The organism is uncultured Dokdonia sp., from assembly GCF_947492535.1.
Lineage (GTDB): Bacteria > Bacteroidota > Bacteroidia > Flavobacteriales > Flavobacteriaceae > Dokdonia.
The window spans coordinates 135,270-151,346 of record NZ_CANLNH010000001.1 but is presented as its reverse complement, the minus strand read 5'-3'; the positions used below and the strand labels follow the sequence as shown (position 1 = coordinate 151,346).

General features: G+C 32.7%; 14 protein-coding genes. 5 read left to right on the top strand and 9 right to left on the bottom strand.

What is annotated here, in order from left to right:
• Positions 1 to 2: 2 nt before the first annotated feature.
• The 4 genes from Q1A60_RS00620 to der form a co-directional block, all read right to left on the bottom strand.
• Positions 3 to 626 (bottom strand): hypothetical protein, encoded by a 624-nt coding sequence (locus tag Q1A60_RS00620; RefSeq protein WP_299762910.1) that lies wholly within the window; start codon positions 624 to 626, stop codon positions 3 to 5.
• Between the two features lie 97 nt (positions 627 to 723).
• On the bottom strand, positions 724 to 3,504 hold the full coding sequence (locus Q1A60_RS00615) for an outer membrane beta-barrel protein (RefSeq protein WP_299762908.1): 2,781 nt from the start codon (positions 3,502 to 3,504) through the stop codon (positions 724 to 726).
• A 113-nt stretch (positions 3,505 to 3,617) separates the two neighbouring features.
• Entirely contained in the window at positions 3,618 to 4,241 is a 624-nt protein-coding gene (locus Q1A60_RS00610; RefSeq protein ID WP_299762906.1) for a hypothetical protein, read from the bottom strand.
• Between the two features lie 3 nt (positions 4,242 to 4,244).
• Complete coding sequence (gene der / locus Q1A60_RS00605) at positions 4,245 to 5,549, bottom strand: ribosome biogenesis GTPase Der (protein WP_299762904.1); 1,305 nt, start codon at positions 5,547 to 5,549, stop codon at positions 4,245 to 4,247.
• A 198-nt stretch (positions 5,550 to 5,747) separates the two neighbouring features.
• Here der and Q1A60_RS00600 point away from each other — a divergent pair, with 198 nt between their 5' ends.
• From Q1A60_RS00600 to Q1A60_RS00590, 3 genes are all read left to right on the top strand, one after another.
• Positions 5,748 to 6,362, top strand: coding sequence for a LysE family transporter (locus Q1A60_RS00600; RefSeq protein WP_299762902.1), 615 nt, complete (start codon positions 5,748 to 5,750; stop codon positions 6,360 to 6,362).
• 106 nt (positions 6,363 to 6,468) lie between these two features.
• A complete protein-coding gene (locus tag Q1A60_RS00595; protein WP_299762900.1) occupies positions 6,469 to 7,086 on the top strand; it encodes a LysE family transporter in 618 nt (205 codons plus the stop codon).
• A gap of 191 nt (positions 7,087 to 7,277) precedes the next feature.
• Positions 7,278 to 7,844 (top strand): TetR/AcrR family transcriptional regulator, encoded by a 567-nt coding sequence (locus Q1A60_RS00590; protein ID WP_299762898.1) that lies wholly within the window; start codon positions 7,278 to 7,280, stop codon positions 7,842 to 7,844.
• A 31-nt stretch (positions 7,845 to 7,875) separates the two neighbouring features.
• Here Q1A60_RS00590 and Q1A60_RS00585 read toward each other — a convergent pair whose 3' ends face one another.
• On the bottom strand, positions 7,876 to 8,670 hold the full coding sequence (locus tag Q1A60_RS00585; RefSeq protein ID WP_299762896.1) for a DUF2797 domain-containing protein: 795 nt from the start codon (positions 8,668 to 8,670) through the stop codon (positions 7,876 to 7,878).
• A 96-nt stretch (positions 8,671 to 8,766) separates the two neighbouring features.
• On the opposite strand from Q1A60_RS00585, the gene Q1A60_RS00580 reads away from it, so the two are divergent.
• Positions 8,767 to 10,281, top strand: coding sequence for a GH3 auxin-responsive promoter family protein (locus Q1A60_RS00580; RefSeq protein WP_299762895.1), 1,515 nt, complete (start codon positions 8,767 to 8,769; stop codon positions 10,279 to 10,281).
• Between the two features lie 238 nt (positions 10,282 to 10,519).
• The gene (locus Q1A60_RS00575) at positions 10,520 to 12,133 is read left to right on the top strand and encodes an OmpA family protein (RefSeq protein WP_299762893.1); all 1,614 of its coding nucleotides are present in this window, start codon (positions 10,520 to 10,522) and stop codon (positions 12,131 to 12,133) included.
• Positions 12,134 to 12,215: 82 nt separating this feature from the next.
• Here the strand turns inward: Q1A60_RS00575 and clpX are convergent, their stop codons facing one another.
• The 4 genes from clpX to Q1A60_RS00555 form a co-directional block, all read right to left on the bottom strand.
• Complete coding sequence (gene clpX / locus Q1A60_RS00570; RefSeq protein ID WP_299762891.1) at positions 12,216 to 13,448, bottom strand: ATP-dependent Clp protease ATP-binding subunit ClpX; 1,233 nt, start codon at positions 13,446 to 13,448, stop codon at positions 12,216 to 12,218.
• A gap of 56 nt (positions 13,449 to 13,504) precedes the next feature.
• Positions 13,505 to 14,179 carry an ATP-dependent Clp endopeptidase proteolytic subunit ClpP gene (gene clpP, locus Q1A60_RS00565; RefSeq protein WP_299762889.1) on the bottom strand — a complete coding sequence of 225 codons (675 nt, stop codon included), beginning with the start codon at positions 14,177 to 14,179 and terminating at the stop codon, positions 13,505 to 13,507.
• 88 nt (positions 14,180 to 14,267) lie between these two features.
• The gene (tig, locus tag Q1A60_RS00560) at positions 14,268 to 15,590 is read right to left on the bottom strand and encodes a trigger factor (RefSeq protein ID WP_299762887.1); all 1,323 of its coding nucleotides are present in this window, start codon (positions 15,588 to 15,590) and stop codon (positions 14,268 to 14,270) included.
• Positions 15,591 to 15,646: 56 nt separating this feature from the next.
• A complete protein-coding gene (locus Q1A60_RS00555) occupies positions 15,647 to 16,012 on the bottom strand; it encodes a phage holin family protein (RefSeq protein ID WP_299762885.1) in 366 nt (121 codons plus the stop codon).
• Positions 16,013 to 16,077: the final 65 nt, after the last annotated feature.

Here is a 16,077-nt window from a genome sequence, read left to right as displayed (position 1 = left end):
ATTTAAGAAACTTCCAATTGATATCCTTCAGATAGATTGCCTGTAATAACTACGGTTTGCCCAGGAAGCATTTCAGACAGATCACTTAACTTATTTTTCACTTCATATAATTCTCCATTAGGAGGACAGTATTGACTATAGCCATCAACAACTGCTACAGACATAGGCCATTCAAATTGATAGCTTGCTGTAGAAAAAGCAATAAGTGGTATTGGAGGAATATATTCATTGGATCCAAACTTAAGGTGTACATATATCATAGATCCACTATTATTTTTTATGCTTATATCTGCTCCGTTATGGTTTTCTCCTTCAAGTTTCACATCTACTTTATTGGCAGCTTTATTCCAATCTGCTTTGTAAGCTGTTGGTGTTTTTTTAATAGTATCCCACCATACAGAATCCGTTTGTTTCCCTCCATATGGGTCTTTGTTAGACACTCCTTCTAGGTAGTAGTTAGTCACCAATTCCATTTGTTTTGGAAAGGGTTCTATATGGGGATGGTCTTGGGAAGGGCCTACTACTTTCCATGCATAGGTTTCTAATTGAGTCATACGTGAGATAAACGCAACAAGAATATTTTCTCTAGTTTGATTTATAATCGTAAAGGCATTTTCTGTAGACATGTTTTGATTTAATAGTTATCACGCAATGTAACCAAACATAGTACATTTCTAGTTCTATTTTACGATTAAAATAGATACGATAAATCAAGGATACAATTTAAAAGAAAAAGACTCCTCCATTGTCAGACTCTCCTTTACTTCCTAGGGTATTAAATTTCCAGCTAAAACTTAGTAAGAAATATTGTTCTAGCACAGTACTTTGTACATCTTGTATAAAATTAGCATTGGCGGTACGACGTGCATTTGTATTTTGATCAAGTACGTCATATACTTTAAGTGTTACGGTTGCTTTATCTTTTAAGAAACTATAGGCTACCGTGCTATTCCAGAACCAAGCGCTTTGTTGAAAGCCTGGAGCCACATTAGGGTTATAACTGTATTGTATTTCGTTACGCCATTCTACATGTTTAGGAATAAATAATGCTGTACCTAAATTTAAATTATGTCTTAAGAAATCCTGATCTTCAAAAGCATCAATTCCAAATACTGTATTTGAAAAACTTAAGTTATAACGAGGTCTAATCTCAAATAGGTCTTTCCAAGTAAATGACGCATTGACACTAGGTCCAATAGAAGTTGTCCTACTAGCATATTGCACATCGTTATTAAAATTGATATTACGATTTGCGTTTACATTGAATCCAGCTCCATATTTTATGGTACGTATTGAATCTATTTTTGAAGATTTATTATAACCACCGCCACCATATATCTGATAATTTCCATTTACATTTTCATAGGTAGTAGAGCGTACAAGGTTTTCATCTACTATTGTTTTTGTGATGATCGCATCATTCACAAAATTGCCATTAAAGTTTATATAATACCCGCCTCCTTTTTGGAAGTCATAATTATTAAATCCGCCATAAAAACTATGATTATTTGATGGTGCTAAATCAGGGTTCCCTTGTATGATATTTAAAGGATCGGAAACATCTACAAAAGGGTTTAATTGTGTTACTTCTGGAGGTCTATTTGTTAGATTATATCCAAAATAGGAAGATGCCTTTGGAGAGAAGGTATAATTTACATATGAAGATAATTCGACTGCTTCAAAATCTTGTGTAATATTAAACTCTGGTCGCAAAAAGTCTTCATTTTCTAATCTTCTAAAAACATATCCAGCACCAAAGCTTATATTAAATTTATCTGTATTATATCGTACGCTTACTTCTGGGGTTGCACGGATATTACGTCCTTCAAAATCGGTACTCAATGTTAGATTAAAATCATCAAACTGTTGCGTATCTTCATTAAAATCAAACGTACTTCGCTTTCGAGTTCGATTGTCATTTCGATAGCCAAACTCAAAGTCTAAAAATAGTTTTTTTGCAATTAAGGGTTGTCTGTACGTAACTCCAAGATTATACCCATTTACACCAGCTTCTCCATCTGTAAGTTGATTCCTATTAATTTCTGTAGGCTCATCCCCAAAAATAGTTGTTTGGGATTGTATAAAATCTTCAGAGTCTTGCTTATTAATCTCGTTTTGTAGTCTAAACTTCAAAAAAGCTCCTTTACTTCCAAAGCGCTTTGTTAAGCTTATATTATTTTCAAAATTACCACCTGTGTTTAACGTACGGTTATTAGCATTAGATTCATTGATTTGTGATCCTTCTTCATCAAAGGATGCTTCATTAGAAGCAAAACGATTTTCATTTCGATTTAATCGAAAAGCAGGTCTAATATTGATTAAAAAAGTAGAATCCACTTTTATATTAAAGGTCATATTAGCGCTATGATTATCTACATTTCCATCAGATCGTGTGGTACTATTTGTGAAGAAACGTCTATCTGGAAAGATATTTTCTCGCTCTGTGCGCACCTCATCAAAAGAATTGGCTCCAGAATAAAAATAATCGGCAGAAATATCTACTTTCTTTCCAATGACATCAGCATAGTTTGCTCCTGCGCTACGACTGTTTACAATACCTTGCCCTCCTCCAAAAGAACGTCCATCAACTCCAAAGGAGCCATTACTATTTACAAAAAGGGATCTTCCTCCTCCAAAAAACTTTCGAATTTCCCCAAAGCTAAATCCTGCAGAGTTCAAGTTATTTCCTCCGCCGAGAACACTCACTCGTCTATCATTATCAAATACATTGACAATCCCAGCAAATTCAAAACGTTCATCTGTCCCTACTCCTCCTGCAACGCGTCCAAAAACTCCTTTATTGTTTTCTTCTGCAATTGTTAAGTTGATCGTTTTATTCTCTTTATCTCCATCTTCTCCTGCAAACGCCTCATCATCTGTTTTTGTATCTGTTACTTGAATCTTTTCTACAATTTCTTTCGTTAGATTCCGTGTAGCAATGGTAGGATCATCCCCAAAAAAGGGTTTCCCGTTTACTAATATCTTATTAACTTCTTTTCCGTTTACTGTAATTCTCCCATCTTCATCTACTTCTACACCTGGAAGCTCTTTGAGAAGATCTTCAATATTTGCATCTTTCTTGGTTTTAAAAGATTTTACATTAAATTCTAAAGTGTCTTTTTTTACAGTAATGGGAGCCCTACTTTTTACAACTACTTCATCTAAAGTAGCTACATTAAAATCTAAAAGAATTTCTCCTAAATCTACTTCAGGGTTTGTTAAGTCAATTGTTTTTCTATAATTCTCATACCCAACAAATGAAATATTTACAGAGACTTCTTTTTGATTTGTTTTTCCTTCTAAGGAAAACATCCCTTTTGCATTTGTTATTGTATATGTAATTAAGGTAGTATCCTTAACTGTTTCCATAAAAACGGTCGCTGCTTCTAAGGGTTGTTTTGTCGTTTTATCTTTTAAAACTCCAGTAACTTCAAAATTTTGAGCTTGTAGAAATACACTAGAAAAAAGAAGGAAGAGAAAAGTGACGGCACGTACTTGTGTCATATAGGCGAATGGTTGATTGATTGATGATAATCTAATTACTGAAACATTTATTAGACTACATATAGCCTTAACATAGTTTAGCAAACAATTAACATAACTGTGAAGTTTCTAGTTTATTGAGTATCCGGAATTTTCTGACTCAGAAAACGAGTCAAAATTTGACTTTCAATAGCTTGAACATCATTTTGAATACTCGTAAGTTTTGTAACCGAAGTGATTATTGGAAAGCCTTCAAAATGATATCGTAACCAAGACTCTCTTTTTTCTTGAGAATTAACAAGTTCTCGTGGGAAAAATTCATTGATCTTATTTAACAAAAGAGAATCTTCTGGTGCATTATTAACAAAGTCTCGCCTCATTTGATTCATAGAAGCTATAAAAGATGTTCCATTTTCAGTAATATGACCATCTTTTACAAAAAGTACAGTTTCCATATCTGCTTTAGAATAGTCTTCACCAATATCGTTGTTCAGCAACTTTTCTTTATGATCTTCTAGATCTTCATGAAACTCTTGAACAACATCTTTCAAAAATATAGCTCTTATCTTAAAACTATTATTTTGAATCTGATTTATGAGGCTATCTTTATTTACTACCGATTGAGTATTTGCCTCTTCTAACTTCTGATTTATTGTTCCAAAAGCACTTAAAACCTCTCTACTAGAATAAATCCCTATGGTACTAAAAATAGCTATCAAAATAGCAACTACTATAAGTATCTTTCCCCAGTTTTTCATGGTTTATTTCTTCCTAAAATAAATAGAGATAGGAACTCCTGAAAAATCATATGCTTCTCTGAGTTTGTTTTCTAAAAACCTACGGTATGGCTCTTTAAGGTATTGTGGAAGATTACAAAACAACGCAAACTGTGGCTGTGGTGTAGGCAGTTGCATACAATACTTAATCTTAATGTATTTCCCTTTATAAGCTGGAGGAGGAAATGCCTCTATAAGCGGCAAAAAGAAATCATTTAATTCGCTTGTTTTTAAACGACGCGTCTTGTTTTGATATACTTGCACAGCAGTTTCTATCGCTTTAAAAATACGCTGTTTATTAAGTACTGATATAAATATAATAGGTACATCTGTAAATGGCTCTATTTCTTGACGAATTTGCTTTTCAAAAGCTTTCATGGTCTTTGTATCTTTCTCGATCAAGTCCCACTTATTTACAAGAATCACAATTCCTTTTCTATTGCGTTCTGCAAGCCAGAAAATATTTTGAACTTGTCCATCAAAACCTCGCGTTGCATCTACAACCACTAGACATACATCTGCATGTTCTATAGCACGTACACTACGCATTACAGAGTAAAACTCTAAGTCCTCTTTTACTTTTGCTTTACGGCGTATCCCCGCAGTATCAACAAGGTTAAATTCAAATCCAAAACGATTATACTTTGTATCTATTGAATCTCGTGTAGTCCCTGCGATATCAGTAACGATATAACGTTCTTCTCCTATAAGTGCATTTATAAAACTTGATTTTCCAGCATTAGGACGTCCTACTACAGCAAAGCGAGGAAGCTCATTTTCTTCCTCTTCTTCTTTTTCTGGAAGCGCTTCTACAACGGCATCTAGTAAATCTCCTGTTCCACTTCCGTTTGTAGCTGCAATCGTAAAATAATCTCCAAGTCCTAGGTTATAAAACTCGACAGCATCTTCTGCTCGTTTATTATTATCTACCTTATTGACCGTAAGAAAAACTGGTTTCTTCACTTTACGAAGTAACATAGCTACTTCTTCATCCATTCCTGTAATTCCATTTTCAACATCTACCATAAATATGATAGCATCTGCTTCATCAATAGCAAGTTCTACTTGCTTATCAATTTCTGCTTCAAAAACATCATCACTCCCTATCACATAGCCTCCGGTATCTATGACCGTAAACTCGCGACCATTCCAGTCTGTTTTCCCATAATGTCTATCTCTTGTCACACCACTTACGGCATCTACAATTGCCTCTCGGCGTTGAATTAAACGATTAAAAAATGTAGATTTTCCTACATTAGGACGACCTACTATGGCTACAATGGTACTCATGGTATTTATTTAGTCTGCAAAGATACGTTTTAAAGTATGAGTCAAGAAGTAAAATTAACATATCTACTCCCCATATTCATTTATATACAAACACATTAAAAATTATAGCTATTTTCAGCTCGTTTATAGCGTTAGTTCCTTTAGAATATTATAATAACGTACCTTATCGCTTTTACGATACTAAATCACTAAATAAGCATGATATTTTCACTTTTTCTTATAGGTATTACTGCCACGATAGTAGGAGCACTTCCACCAGGAGCATCAAACCTTGCTGTTATCAAAACAACTATAAATGAAAATATAAAGCAAGGTCTAAAAATAAGTTATGGTGCTGGTATAGGAGAGGTTATTCTTGCATTTCTAGCATTAAGTTTTGGTTTTGTTATCAAGGAATACTTCGTCATGCATATTTGGATACAAATAGTACTGATTATAGTATTATTAATTGTAGGTATTTATTTAGTGCAGACAAAACCTAAAAAAGTAAAAGACCCTTCTTCTTTTTCTTCAAAATATACTACTGGCTTTTTACTAAGCATTATTAATCCTCCAGTACTTATTTATTGGGTTGTTATTTTTTCTATGCTTCATAAAAATTACAATTTTAATAGTATGGCTGCAATACCTGTGCTCATGTTGTTTTTTATTGGTGTTTTTTTAGGAAAAGTTCTTACACTGTACGGCTACGGTAGATTAGGACATCTAATTCAAAACAAAAAAAGTAATTTTAAATGTTTTATAAATCGCTTAATAGGAGTTATTCTAATAATCATTTCTATTCTTCAAGCGATAAAACTTACGTTTCTTTAGTAAGTATGATTCATTGGGCGATATCCAATTTTCATAAATGCTTTTCAATATTTCCCTAGGGGTACTTTTTGTGTAAGCTTTCGCGAAAGCGTACTACTAAACGCCTATGATTTTAAGTATTTTTCTTATCGGTTTTTTTGCGACTATTATAGGAGCCATGCCTCCTGGAGCATCAAATCTTGCTGTTATCAAAACAACAGTTAAAGAAAACATATACCAATCTCTAAAAATAAGTTATGGTTCTGGCATAGGTGAAGTCCTTCTTGCATTTACTGCTTTTTCTTCTGGAATGGTTGTGCAAGAATTTTTTGCAATGCATATCTGGTTACAATTCTTAATAGCTGGTGTATTAGGAGTAGCGGGTATTTACTTTATAAAAACAAAACAAATTGAAAAAAGAGACAAAAGAAAATACAGTTCTAAATATTTAACTGGATTTGCGCTGAGTGTTATCAATCCTCCGGTATTAATCTATTGGGTACTTGTTTTTTCTCTGTTAAGAAGTTCTTTTAATGTAGGTATAGAAAGGTCTTCTTTTAATTTGATTTTATTTTTTACGGGAGTATTTTTAGGAAAAGTGATTACACTTTATGGTTATGGAAAGTTAGGAACTCGTATTCAAAAGAAGAAACCAGATACTAATTCTAGTTCTCTTAATAGGATGATAGGCATCGTTCTTATAAGCCTTTCATTGATCCAAACAGCAAAACTTATACTTTTTTAAATCTTCAAAAAGAGTTTTTCTTTAAAAAAGAACACTTTTTACCTATTGGTAAAAAAGTGATTATCAATAGGTCGTATAACAAAGATATTTACTAGCATGCGTATACTGTGACATTTTTAATGTCTTATTAAAAATAGTCTACTAAAAATCTTTACCTTGATGGGTCCTAAACAACCTCACAAACTATGATCATGGAAACGAACTCTGTGCGTCAAGCCATTATTAATAAAGCATCTGATCTTTTTTATAAAAACGGATACAACAATACTGAAATAAGTGAAATAATAGCTTCTTCTGGTATCTCAGAGACAACTCTTCTTAAACATTTTAACACCAAAGAAGAAATATGTATTGCTCACTTACGACATCGTAATGAAGAATTTTCAAAACAAGTAATGGCATATGTTGAACAAGCTCCTGAAGGTAAAGAAAGAATAATGGCTATATTTCATTATTTAGAACTTTTTTACCAAATGGAAGATTTTAATGGTTGTTGGTCTATTAAGGTTTTTTCTGAAGTCCCTATGTCCAATACCCTTATTAAAAATGAAGTCCAAGCTCAAAAAAATGGTCTTATTAATTATATTGAAATGCTTCTAGTAGAAAATATTACAGTGGACAATCCAGAAAAAGATTATAAGGTATTAGCTCAAAAAGTATATTTACTTCTTGAAGGTGCTGTAGCACAAAGTAATCTTCATAAAAAAGAATGGTCCATTACGCTTGCAAAAGAAATGTGTTATACATTATTTAAATAGTCTTTTTAAATTCGAAAATTAAATTTCAAAACTATAAAAGTGATATACGCACGACATATCCTTCCCAACTACGCACATTAAATACTGTATCGTCATTAAAAATAAGATACTGCCCTTTCACTCCTTTTAAAATACCTTCATAAGCTGGAGTTTTATCTAGATTTAAAGTTTTTAATTTCTCTGGATATTTTGTGACTGGAAAATGAATATGCGTCTCTTCATTATCTTCTATAAAATAAGCCTTTGCTTCTTCAGGAATATATGCTTTTAATGCTTCGCGATGTTCTATTAGATTTACATCTTCAATATCATTTTTAAGCATCTTACGCCAGTTTGTTTTATCAGAAACATGTTCTTTAAGTGCAATTTCTGTGATGCCTGCAAGGTAACGATTAGGGACTTCTACAATTTCTAAAGCCTCATGGGCGCCTTGATCAATCCATCGAGTTGGCACTTGTGTTTTTCTAGTCACTCCAACTTTCACATTACTTGAATTTGCAAGGTATACGATATGAGGTTGCAACTGCACTTTCTTTTCATATACTAAGTCTCTATCTTCAATATCTAAATGTGCCTTAGAAAGTTCTGGTTTCATTATCCAATCTGCTGCTTGTGGTACTTTATAAAAATCGTCATAACAATATCCTTGTCTATATATCTTTTTATTTTCTCCACAGGCAAGACACTGATATCCTACAAACTCTATATGCACTTCTTTATCTATAAGCTGATTCATATGCAAAAAATCACTTCCCATTATTAAATAATAATTTACTGGATTTGTGTTTTCAGTTTGCATTTTTTTGAGGACTCCTTGATACTGCATGCGATTTATCGTGTTTTAACTTTATAGAATTTAGGAAAAAAAGCTAAATTAGCTTTTGAGATTTCGACTATAGATCGTTGTAAATATACCAACTTTATGCCTATACCACTAGTACATTCTATTGCTTCTTGGTTTTTAAAAAAACGTATTCATCAAATGGAACTTTTTTTAAAATATCCTCATGAAGTACAACATGAATTACTACACCAACTTATTGACAAAGCTAAAGACACTGAGATAGGTAAAAAGTATGGATTTCACGAAATAAAAAATTATGACCAATTTGCTGAGCGCCTTCCTATATGTTCATATGAAAACACACAGCCTTATATAGAACGTAGCCGAAAAGGAGAAAACAATATTTTATGGCCTACCCCCATTAAATGGTTTGCTCAAAGCAGCGGTACTACAAATGCAAGAAGCAAATACATTCCTGTAAGTTCAGAATCTCTTGAAGATTGTCATTATGCTGCTAGTAAAGATTTGTTATGTATGTATCTTAATAACAATGAAAATTCTCAGTTATTTTCTGGTAAAGGATTACGATTAGGAGGTAGTAAAGAGCTTTACGAAAATAACGGCACTGTATATGGTGATTTATCTGCTATTCTTATAGATAACATGCCTTTTTGGGCAGAATTAAGTAGTACGCCAAGTAGTGATATTTCCTTAATGAGTGATTGGGAAGTAAAAATGCAAGCAATTGTTGACGAGACGATACAAACCAATGTTACTAGTTTGGCGGGGGTTCCATCTTGGATGCTAGTTTTGCTTAACAATGTACTTGAAACTACAGGCAAAGAAAACCTATTTGATGTTTGGCCAAACCTAGAAGTATATTTTCATGGAGGGGTAAGTTTTGAGCCTTATATTGATCAATACAAACAATTACTCCCTGAGGATTCTTTTAAGTATTATGAAATCTATAATGCTTCTGAAGGTTTTTTTGCTATTCAAGATCAAAATGATAGTAAAGACCTTTTATTAATGCTAGATTACGGAATCTTCTATGAATTTATCCCCATGGATACTTATGGGACTCCATCTCAAAAAATTATTCCATTATCCGAAGTTGAAATACATAAAAACTATGCCGTTGTTATTACTACAAATGCTGGGTTATGGCGTTATAAGATTGGAGACACTGTTAGATTCACTTCTATTAATCCTTATCGTATACGTGTAAGTGGACGTACAAAGCATCATATTAATGTTTTTGGGGAAGAGCTTATTATTGAAAATGCAGATATTGCGCTAGGTATTGCTGCCAAAGAAACGCATAGCGAGATTAAAGACTATACAGCTGCTCCTATATTTATGAAAGGAAAAGAAAAAGGAGCCCACGAATGGATTATCGAATTTAAAAACCCACCTAAAAGCATTGAAGATTTTAACACTAAACTTGATAATGCACTTCGTTCTGCAAATAGTGATTATGATTCTAAGCGATTTAACAATACCACACTCAACGCACCTGTAATCCATAGTGCAAGACAACACTTATTTTATGATTGGCTTAAAGAAAATAATAAACTAGGAGGCCAACATAAAATACCCAGACTCTCTAACAAAAGAGATTTCTTAGATGAATTATTAAGACTTAACAAATAACACGCTGTCTTTTCAATATTTCCTTATAATTATCTTTAATTAGGCATTCTCATTTTTACAAGTATTATCTATATACTGTCAAAAATCCTCAATTTTATTACGGATTAACAAGAATAATTCCTGCATTTTAACGATTATAACAGTCTTCTCATCTAAAAATTGACAAAAAGTTTTTTAATCAATAGTTCCCCATTTACTTTAGCAGTATTAAAGACCCCAAGTCAACGTAAATTAGATTATGATGAAATTATTAATTACTACATTTTTTGCACTTCTATTTGTATCTCAAATACAAGCACAAGAATCATTAGATTCTAATCAAGATGTTGCGTCTTTAGATCAAGAAATAGCCTTTACAGACTCAAATCCTAATATAGGAAACAACGGTTTTAAATTTGAAACCTTTACCACTGGAATTAACTCTAAGTATTCAGATTATGGAGTTGGTTTTTTTAAAGAAAAGTTTATTTCATTTTCAGCTAGAAAAATCGGAGCATTAGCAAAAATAGATCCTAATACTAAAGAACCATATACAAAATTATATTGTTCGGATATTACATATGAGTGGGATTTACGCCGTCCATTATTATTCTCACATGTACTTAACAAAGGTGAAAATCTTGGAACCATTTCTTTTTCAAAAGATGGTGATAGAATATATTTCTCTAAAAGTATAAAAGAAGATACTCAGAAATTCCAACTCTATACAGCTATTATGAATCCAGAGGTTGAAGGAGAATGGATTAATATTACAGCTCTTCCATTTAATGACACTTCGTATTCAATAGAGAATCCTCATTTAAGTAAAGATGGGAAGACACTTTACTTTTCTTCAAACATGCCAGAAGCAATTGGGGGATATGATATTTTTAAAGTAGCTGTAAACAATAACGGAACTTATGGCGCTGTAGAGCGTATAGAAGGATCTGTAAACACAGTTTTAGATGAAAAGTTTCCTCACACATCATTAGATAATAAGTATTTATACTTTTCTTCTAACGGACATAATAGTATGGGTGGTTTTGATATTTTCAGATCTCGAAATGCATCATTAAATTACGTAGCAACGCGTAATCTTGGAAACACGATCAACTCTGCTAAAGATGAAATTGCATACATTCCTGCCACAGAAACTGTAGGATATTTTACATCAGATAGAGAAGGAGGCAAAGGAAAATATGATATCTATAAAATACGCGAGTATGTTGTCGATCAAAATGTTGCTGGTATTGTGCGTGATACAGAAACGCAAATCCCATTAGCAGACGCTACGATTGTACTATTAGATGCAGATGGTGAAGAGGTAGCTACCGTTAATTCTGATCAAAATGGTGAATATAGTTTTCCTGTAGATGCATTTTTAGATTACACTATCCTAGCTTACAAAGAAGGTTTTGAACGTAATTCTACTTCTTTTGACACCAATACAAACTTAGTAGCAACGTTTGAAACAGATATTACTCTGGATGCTAAAGCTGCCGAAATTGTAGAAACAGAAGAGAAAACATTTATAAAAATAGATAATATCTTATTTGACTTTAATAGTGACCAAATTAAAGATATTTCTACAATAACACTAAATACCGTAGTTACAACATTAACACAAAATCCTGATATCAAAATTGATATTAAAGCACATACAGATATTCAAGGTAGTAGTGCATACAATTTAAAACTTTCTAAAAAGAGAGCTGCCTCTGCAATGAAGTACATACTAAGTAAAGGAATTTCAGAAGATCGCCTTACTTCAGAAGGATATGGAGAATCGCAACCTCTAATCGATTGTGATACATGTAGTGATGCTCAACATGAAATGAATCGTCGTGTAGAATTTATCATTGTACGAGATTAAAAATATATAAAATCAACTTCAAACTAAAAAAGACCGTTACTATATTAAGTAACGGTCTTTTTACTTTATATGTATTTTAATTTTAAGAGACTGCTTTTAACTTTTTGAGTGTAGATTTATTAAGCTTACCTTCTGCATATTCTTTCGTTACTACCAGTTCTTTTTCTGAAGAACTAGGCATCTCAAACATAGCATCTGTTAGTATTGCTTCACACAGTGATCGTAAACCACGGGCTCCAAGCTTATATTCTATCGCTTTTTCTACTAAATAGTCTAATGCACCGTCTGTAATGCTAAACGCTATATTATCCATTATAAATAGCTTCTTGTACTGCTTTACAATGGCATTTTTAGGCTCTGTAAGGATAGCTCTTAATGTTCCTTTATCCAAAGGGTTCATATGCGTTAAAACTGGCAAACGCCCTATAATCTCTGGAATAAGTCCAAAATCTTTTAAATCTTTAGGAATAATATATTTAAGCATATTATCTAAATCTATAGCATCTTCATTCTTACTAGCGCTAAAGCCCATAGCTTGCATATTAAGACGCTTGGTAATATGTCTTTCTATACCATCAAAAGCACCCCCTGCTATAAATAATATATGCTCTGTATTTACTTCTATAAATTTTTGATCCGGATGTTTACGACCTCCTTTAGGTGGTACATTTACAATAGTACCCTCAAGAAGTTTTAATAAGGCTTGCTGCACTCCTTCTCCACTTACATCTCTTGTAATAGATGGATTATCACTTTTACGAGCAATTTTATCTATCTCATCAATAAATACAATCCCACGTTGTGCTTTTTCCAGATTATAATCTGCAGCTTGTAATAGACGGGTTAATATACTCTCGACATCTTCCCCTACATATCCTGCCTCTGTAAGTACAGTCGCATCTACAATAGCTAGTGGCACATTAAGCATTTTTGCCACAGTTTTGGCAATAAGTGTTTTTCCTGTCCCAGTTTGCCCAACCATAACGATATTACTTTTCTGAATCTCAATATCGTCATCATCTTTAGGCTGCAACAAACGCTTATAATGATTATAGACAGCAACAGCCATTACTTTTTTAGTATACTCCTGCCCTATTACATACTCATCAAGAAATGTTTTAATCTCTTGTGGTTTTTTAAGCATAAGATCACTGTCAAGTTCGTTGGTTTCAACATCTTTTGACTCTTCAACCACAATACCGTGTGCTTGTTCAATACATCGATCACAGATATGTGCATCTAATCCAGCAACCAGTAAGTTTGTCTCAGGTTTTTTTCTACCACAAAACGAACATTCTAAATCTTCTTTTGCCATGTAAACTAACTATTATTAATAAATTATACGCTTTCGCGAAAGCGTATACATCAAAATTAATCTCTTTTTAAAATCTCATCGATCATACCATATTCCAGCGCTTTATCTGCTTTCATCCAGTAATCACGATCACTATCTGCATATACTTTATCATAATCTTGTCCCGAATGCTTTGCAATAATTTTATAAAGCTCTTCTTTTAAGATTAAGATTTCTCTAGCAGTAATTTCAATATCTGTTGCTTGACCTTGTGCACCACCCATTGGCTGGTGAATCATCACTCTAGAGTGAGGTAAACCACTACGTTTTCCTTTTTCTCCAGCACATAATAACACAGCTCCCATTGAAGCTGCCATCCCAGTACAAATTGTCGCTACATCTGGCTTTATAAACTGCATAGTATCATAAATACCTAATCCAGCATATACACTTCCTCCTGGAGAATTAATATATATCTGAATATCTTTTACAGCATCTGTACTTTCCAAAAATAATAACTGTGCTTGAACAATGTTTGCTACTTGATCATTTATTCCAGTTCCTAGAAAGATAATACGATCCATCATTAAACGAGAAAACACATCAAATATAGCAATATTCATTTGACGCTCTTCTATGATATTTGGAGTAAGACCCACTGGCATCATACTACTTACGATCTTTTCATAGTACGTAGAACTTATACCTTGGTCTTTAATTGCAAAATTTTTAAACTCTTTTCCGTAGTCCATATATTATTAATACGATTTTATATTACAAAAAAACGTTTTACTCCTAAAAGTAAAACGCCTTAAAGATACTTATTTATAGACAAGTATTCTAATTGTATACTTCCTTAACAAATTCGTCAAAAGTTACCTTCTTAGTCTTAAGGTTTACATTTTCCTTAAAGAAAGTTAACATTTTTTGATTCATAAGTTGTTCAGAAAGTCTTTTCACCTCTTCTTGGTTTCCTAGAATACGAGCCGCAATGTCCTCTAACTCTTTATCTTCTGGATTCATTTGACCATATTGCATCATTTGCATTTTGATCATATCCTTAGCATATGTTTTTAACTCATCAAAGGTTACTTGCAAGTTATTTTCTTGAATAAGTTTTCCTTCTATAAGTTGGTAACGTAATCCTTTTTCAGAACGATTATACTCTTCTATAGCTTCTTCTATTGTCATTGGATTTTCTCCTGTAGACTGTATCCATTTTTGAAGAAAATCTGCAGGTAATTCAAATTTTGTTTCTGCGATAAGATGTTCTGTAACATCATTCATTAACTGCTGATCGCTTTGCTGCTGGAATTGTTTTGCAGCATCTTCTTTCATTTTTTCTTTAAGCTCTGTTACTGTTTTTACAGCGTCTTTTCCATATAGTTTATCAAATAACTCTTGATCAAACTCTGCAAGCTCTCTTGTATTTACTTCTGAAATCGTAAAAGTAACTTCTGCATTCAGTTCTTTTGCTTCATCTTCAGTTTTCTTAAACGCATTTTGATAACTATGCGCTTCACTAAAAAGGCTTTTTGTTTTTACAGTGATCACATCACCTGCTTTTGCTCCAAGAAAAGCATCTGTATTTTTCTTTCCTTTTAATTGAGCAATTTCAAAAGTAGCTGTATTGTCAAGTTCTAGTTGTTCATTTACAAAAGCACCTGTAACTTCGCTATCTTTTGCAACCTCAGTTTGAGAGATTAACTTACCATATTGTTTTTGAATTGTCGTAAGTTGATTTTCGATCATCTTATCATCTGCATAAATCTCATAGCCTACAATTGCTTTCTTAGGTTTAAGATTTATATCAAATTTAGGAGCCATTCCCAATTCAAATTCAAAGCTATAATCATCTAGACTCCAATCAAAATCTTCTTGATTTTTAGGAAGAGGATTTCCTAGAACGTCTATTTTTTCTTCAGAAAGAAATTTACCTAATGCATCTTGAAGTAATTTATTTACTTCATCTACACGAACAGCCATTCCGTATTGTTTTTGAACAAGTCCCATAGGCACATGCCCTTTTCTAAAACCAGGAATATTTGCCGTTTTACGGTAATCCTTTAAAATAGACTGTACTTTATCCTGATAATCATCTTTAGCGATATCTACCTTGATAACCGCATTAAGCTCATCGATTTGCTCCTTTGTAATATTCATTCTTCTCTTAATTTAAGGGCGCAAAAATACGTTTTTTTTTACACCTCAACAATGTTTTAGTTTCTTCTATCCTGTAGTTTCACATCTTCTTTAAGCAATTGAAACAAAATACTTTGAAATATACTTAGTAAAACACTAAATAATAATGCTGTCCAAATACCGCTAACTACAAAACCCCCAATAAAATAATCTACCCATAAAATTAATACTGCATTTATTACCAATAGAAAAAGTCCAAACGTAATTATTGTAATTGGCAATGTCAAAATCACCAAAATAGGCTTTACAATAAACTTAAGTAATGACAATGCTATTGCAACCCATAAAGAGGTCATAAAACCATCTACATATACTCCAGGGAGTATCTTTGCTATAACAAGCACAGCAATTGTTGTAAGTATAATTTTAAAAATAGATTTCATATTGCTTTTACTAAAGCAAATAGAATACCAAAAAAAAAGATGCGCTAATTAGGCGCATCTTTTAA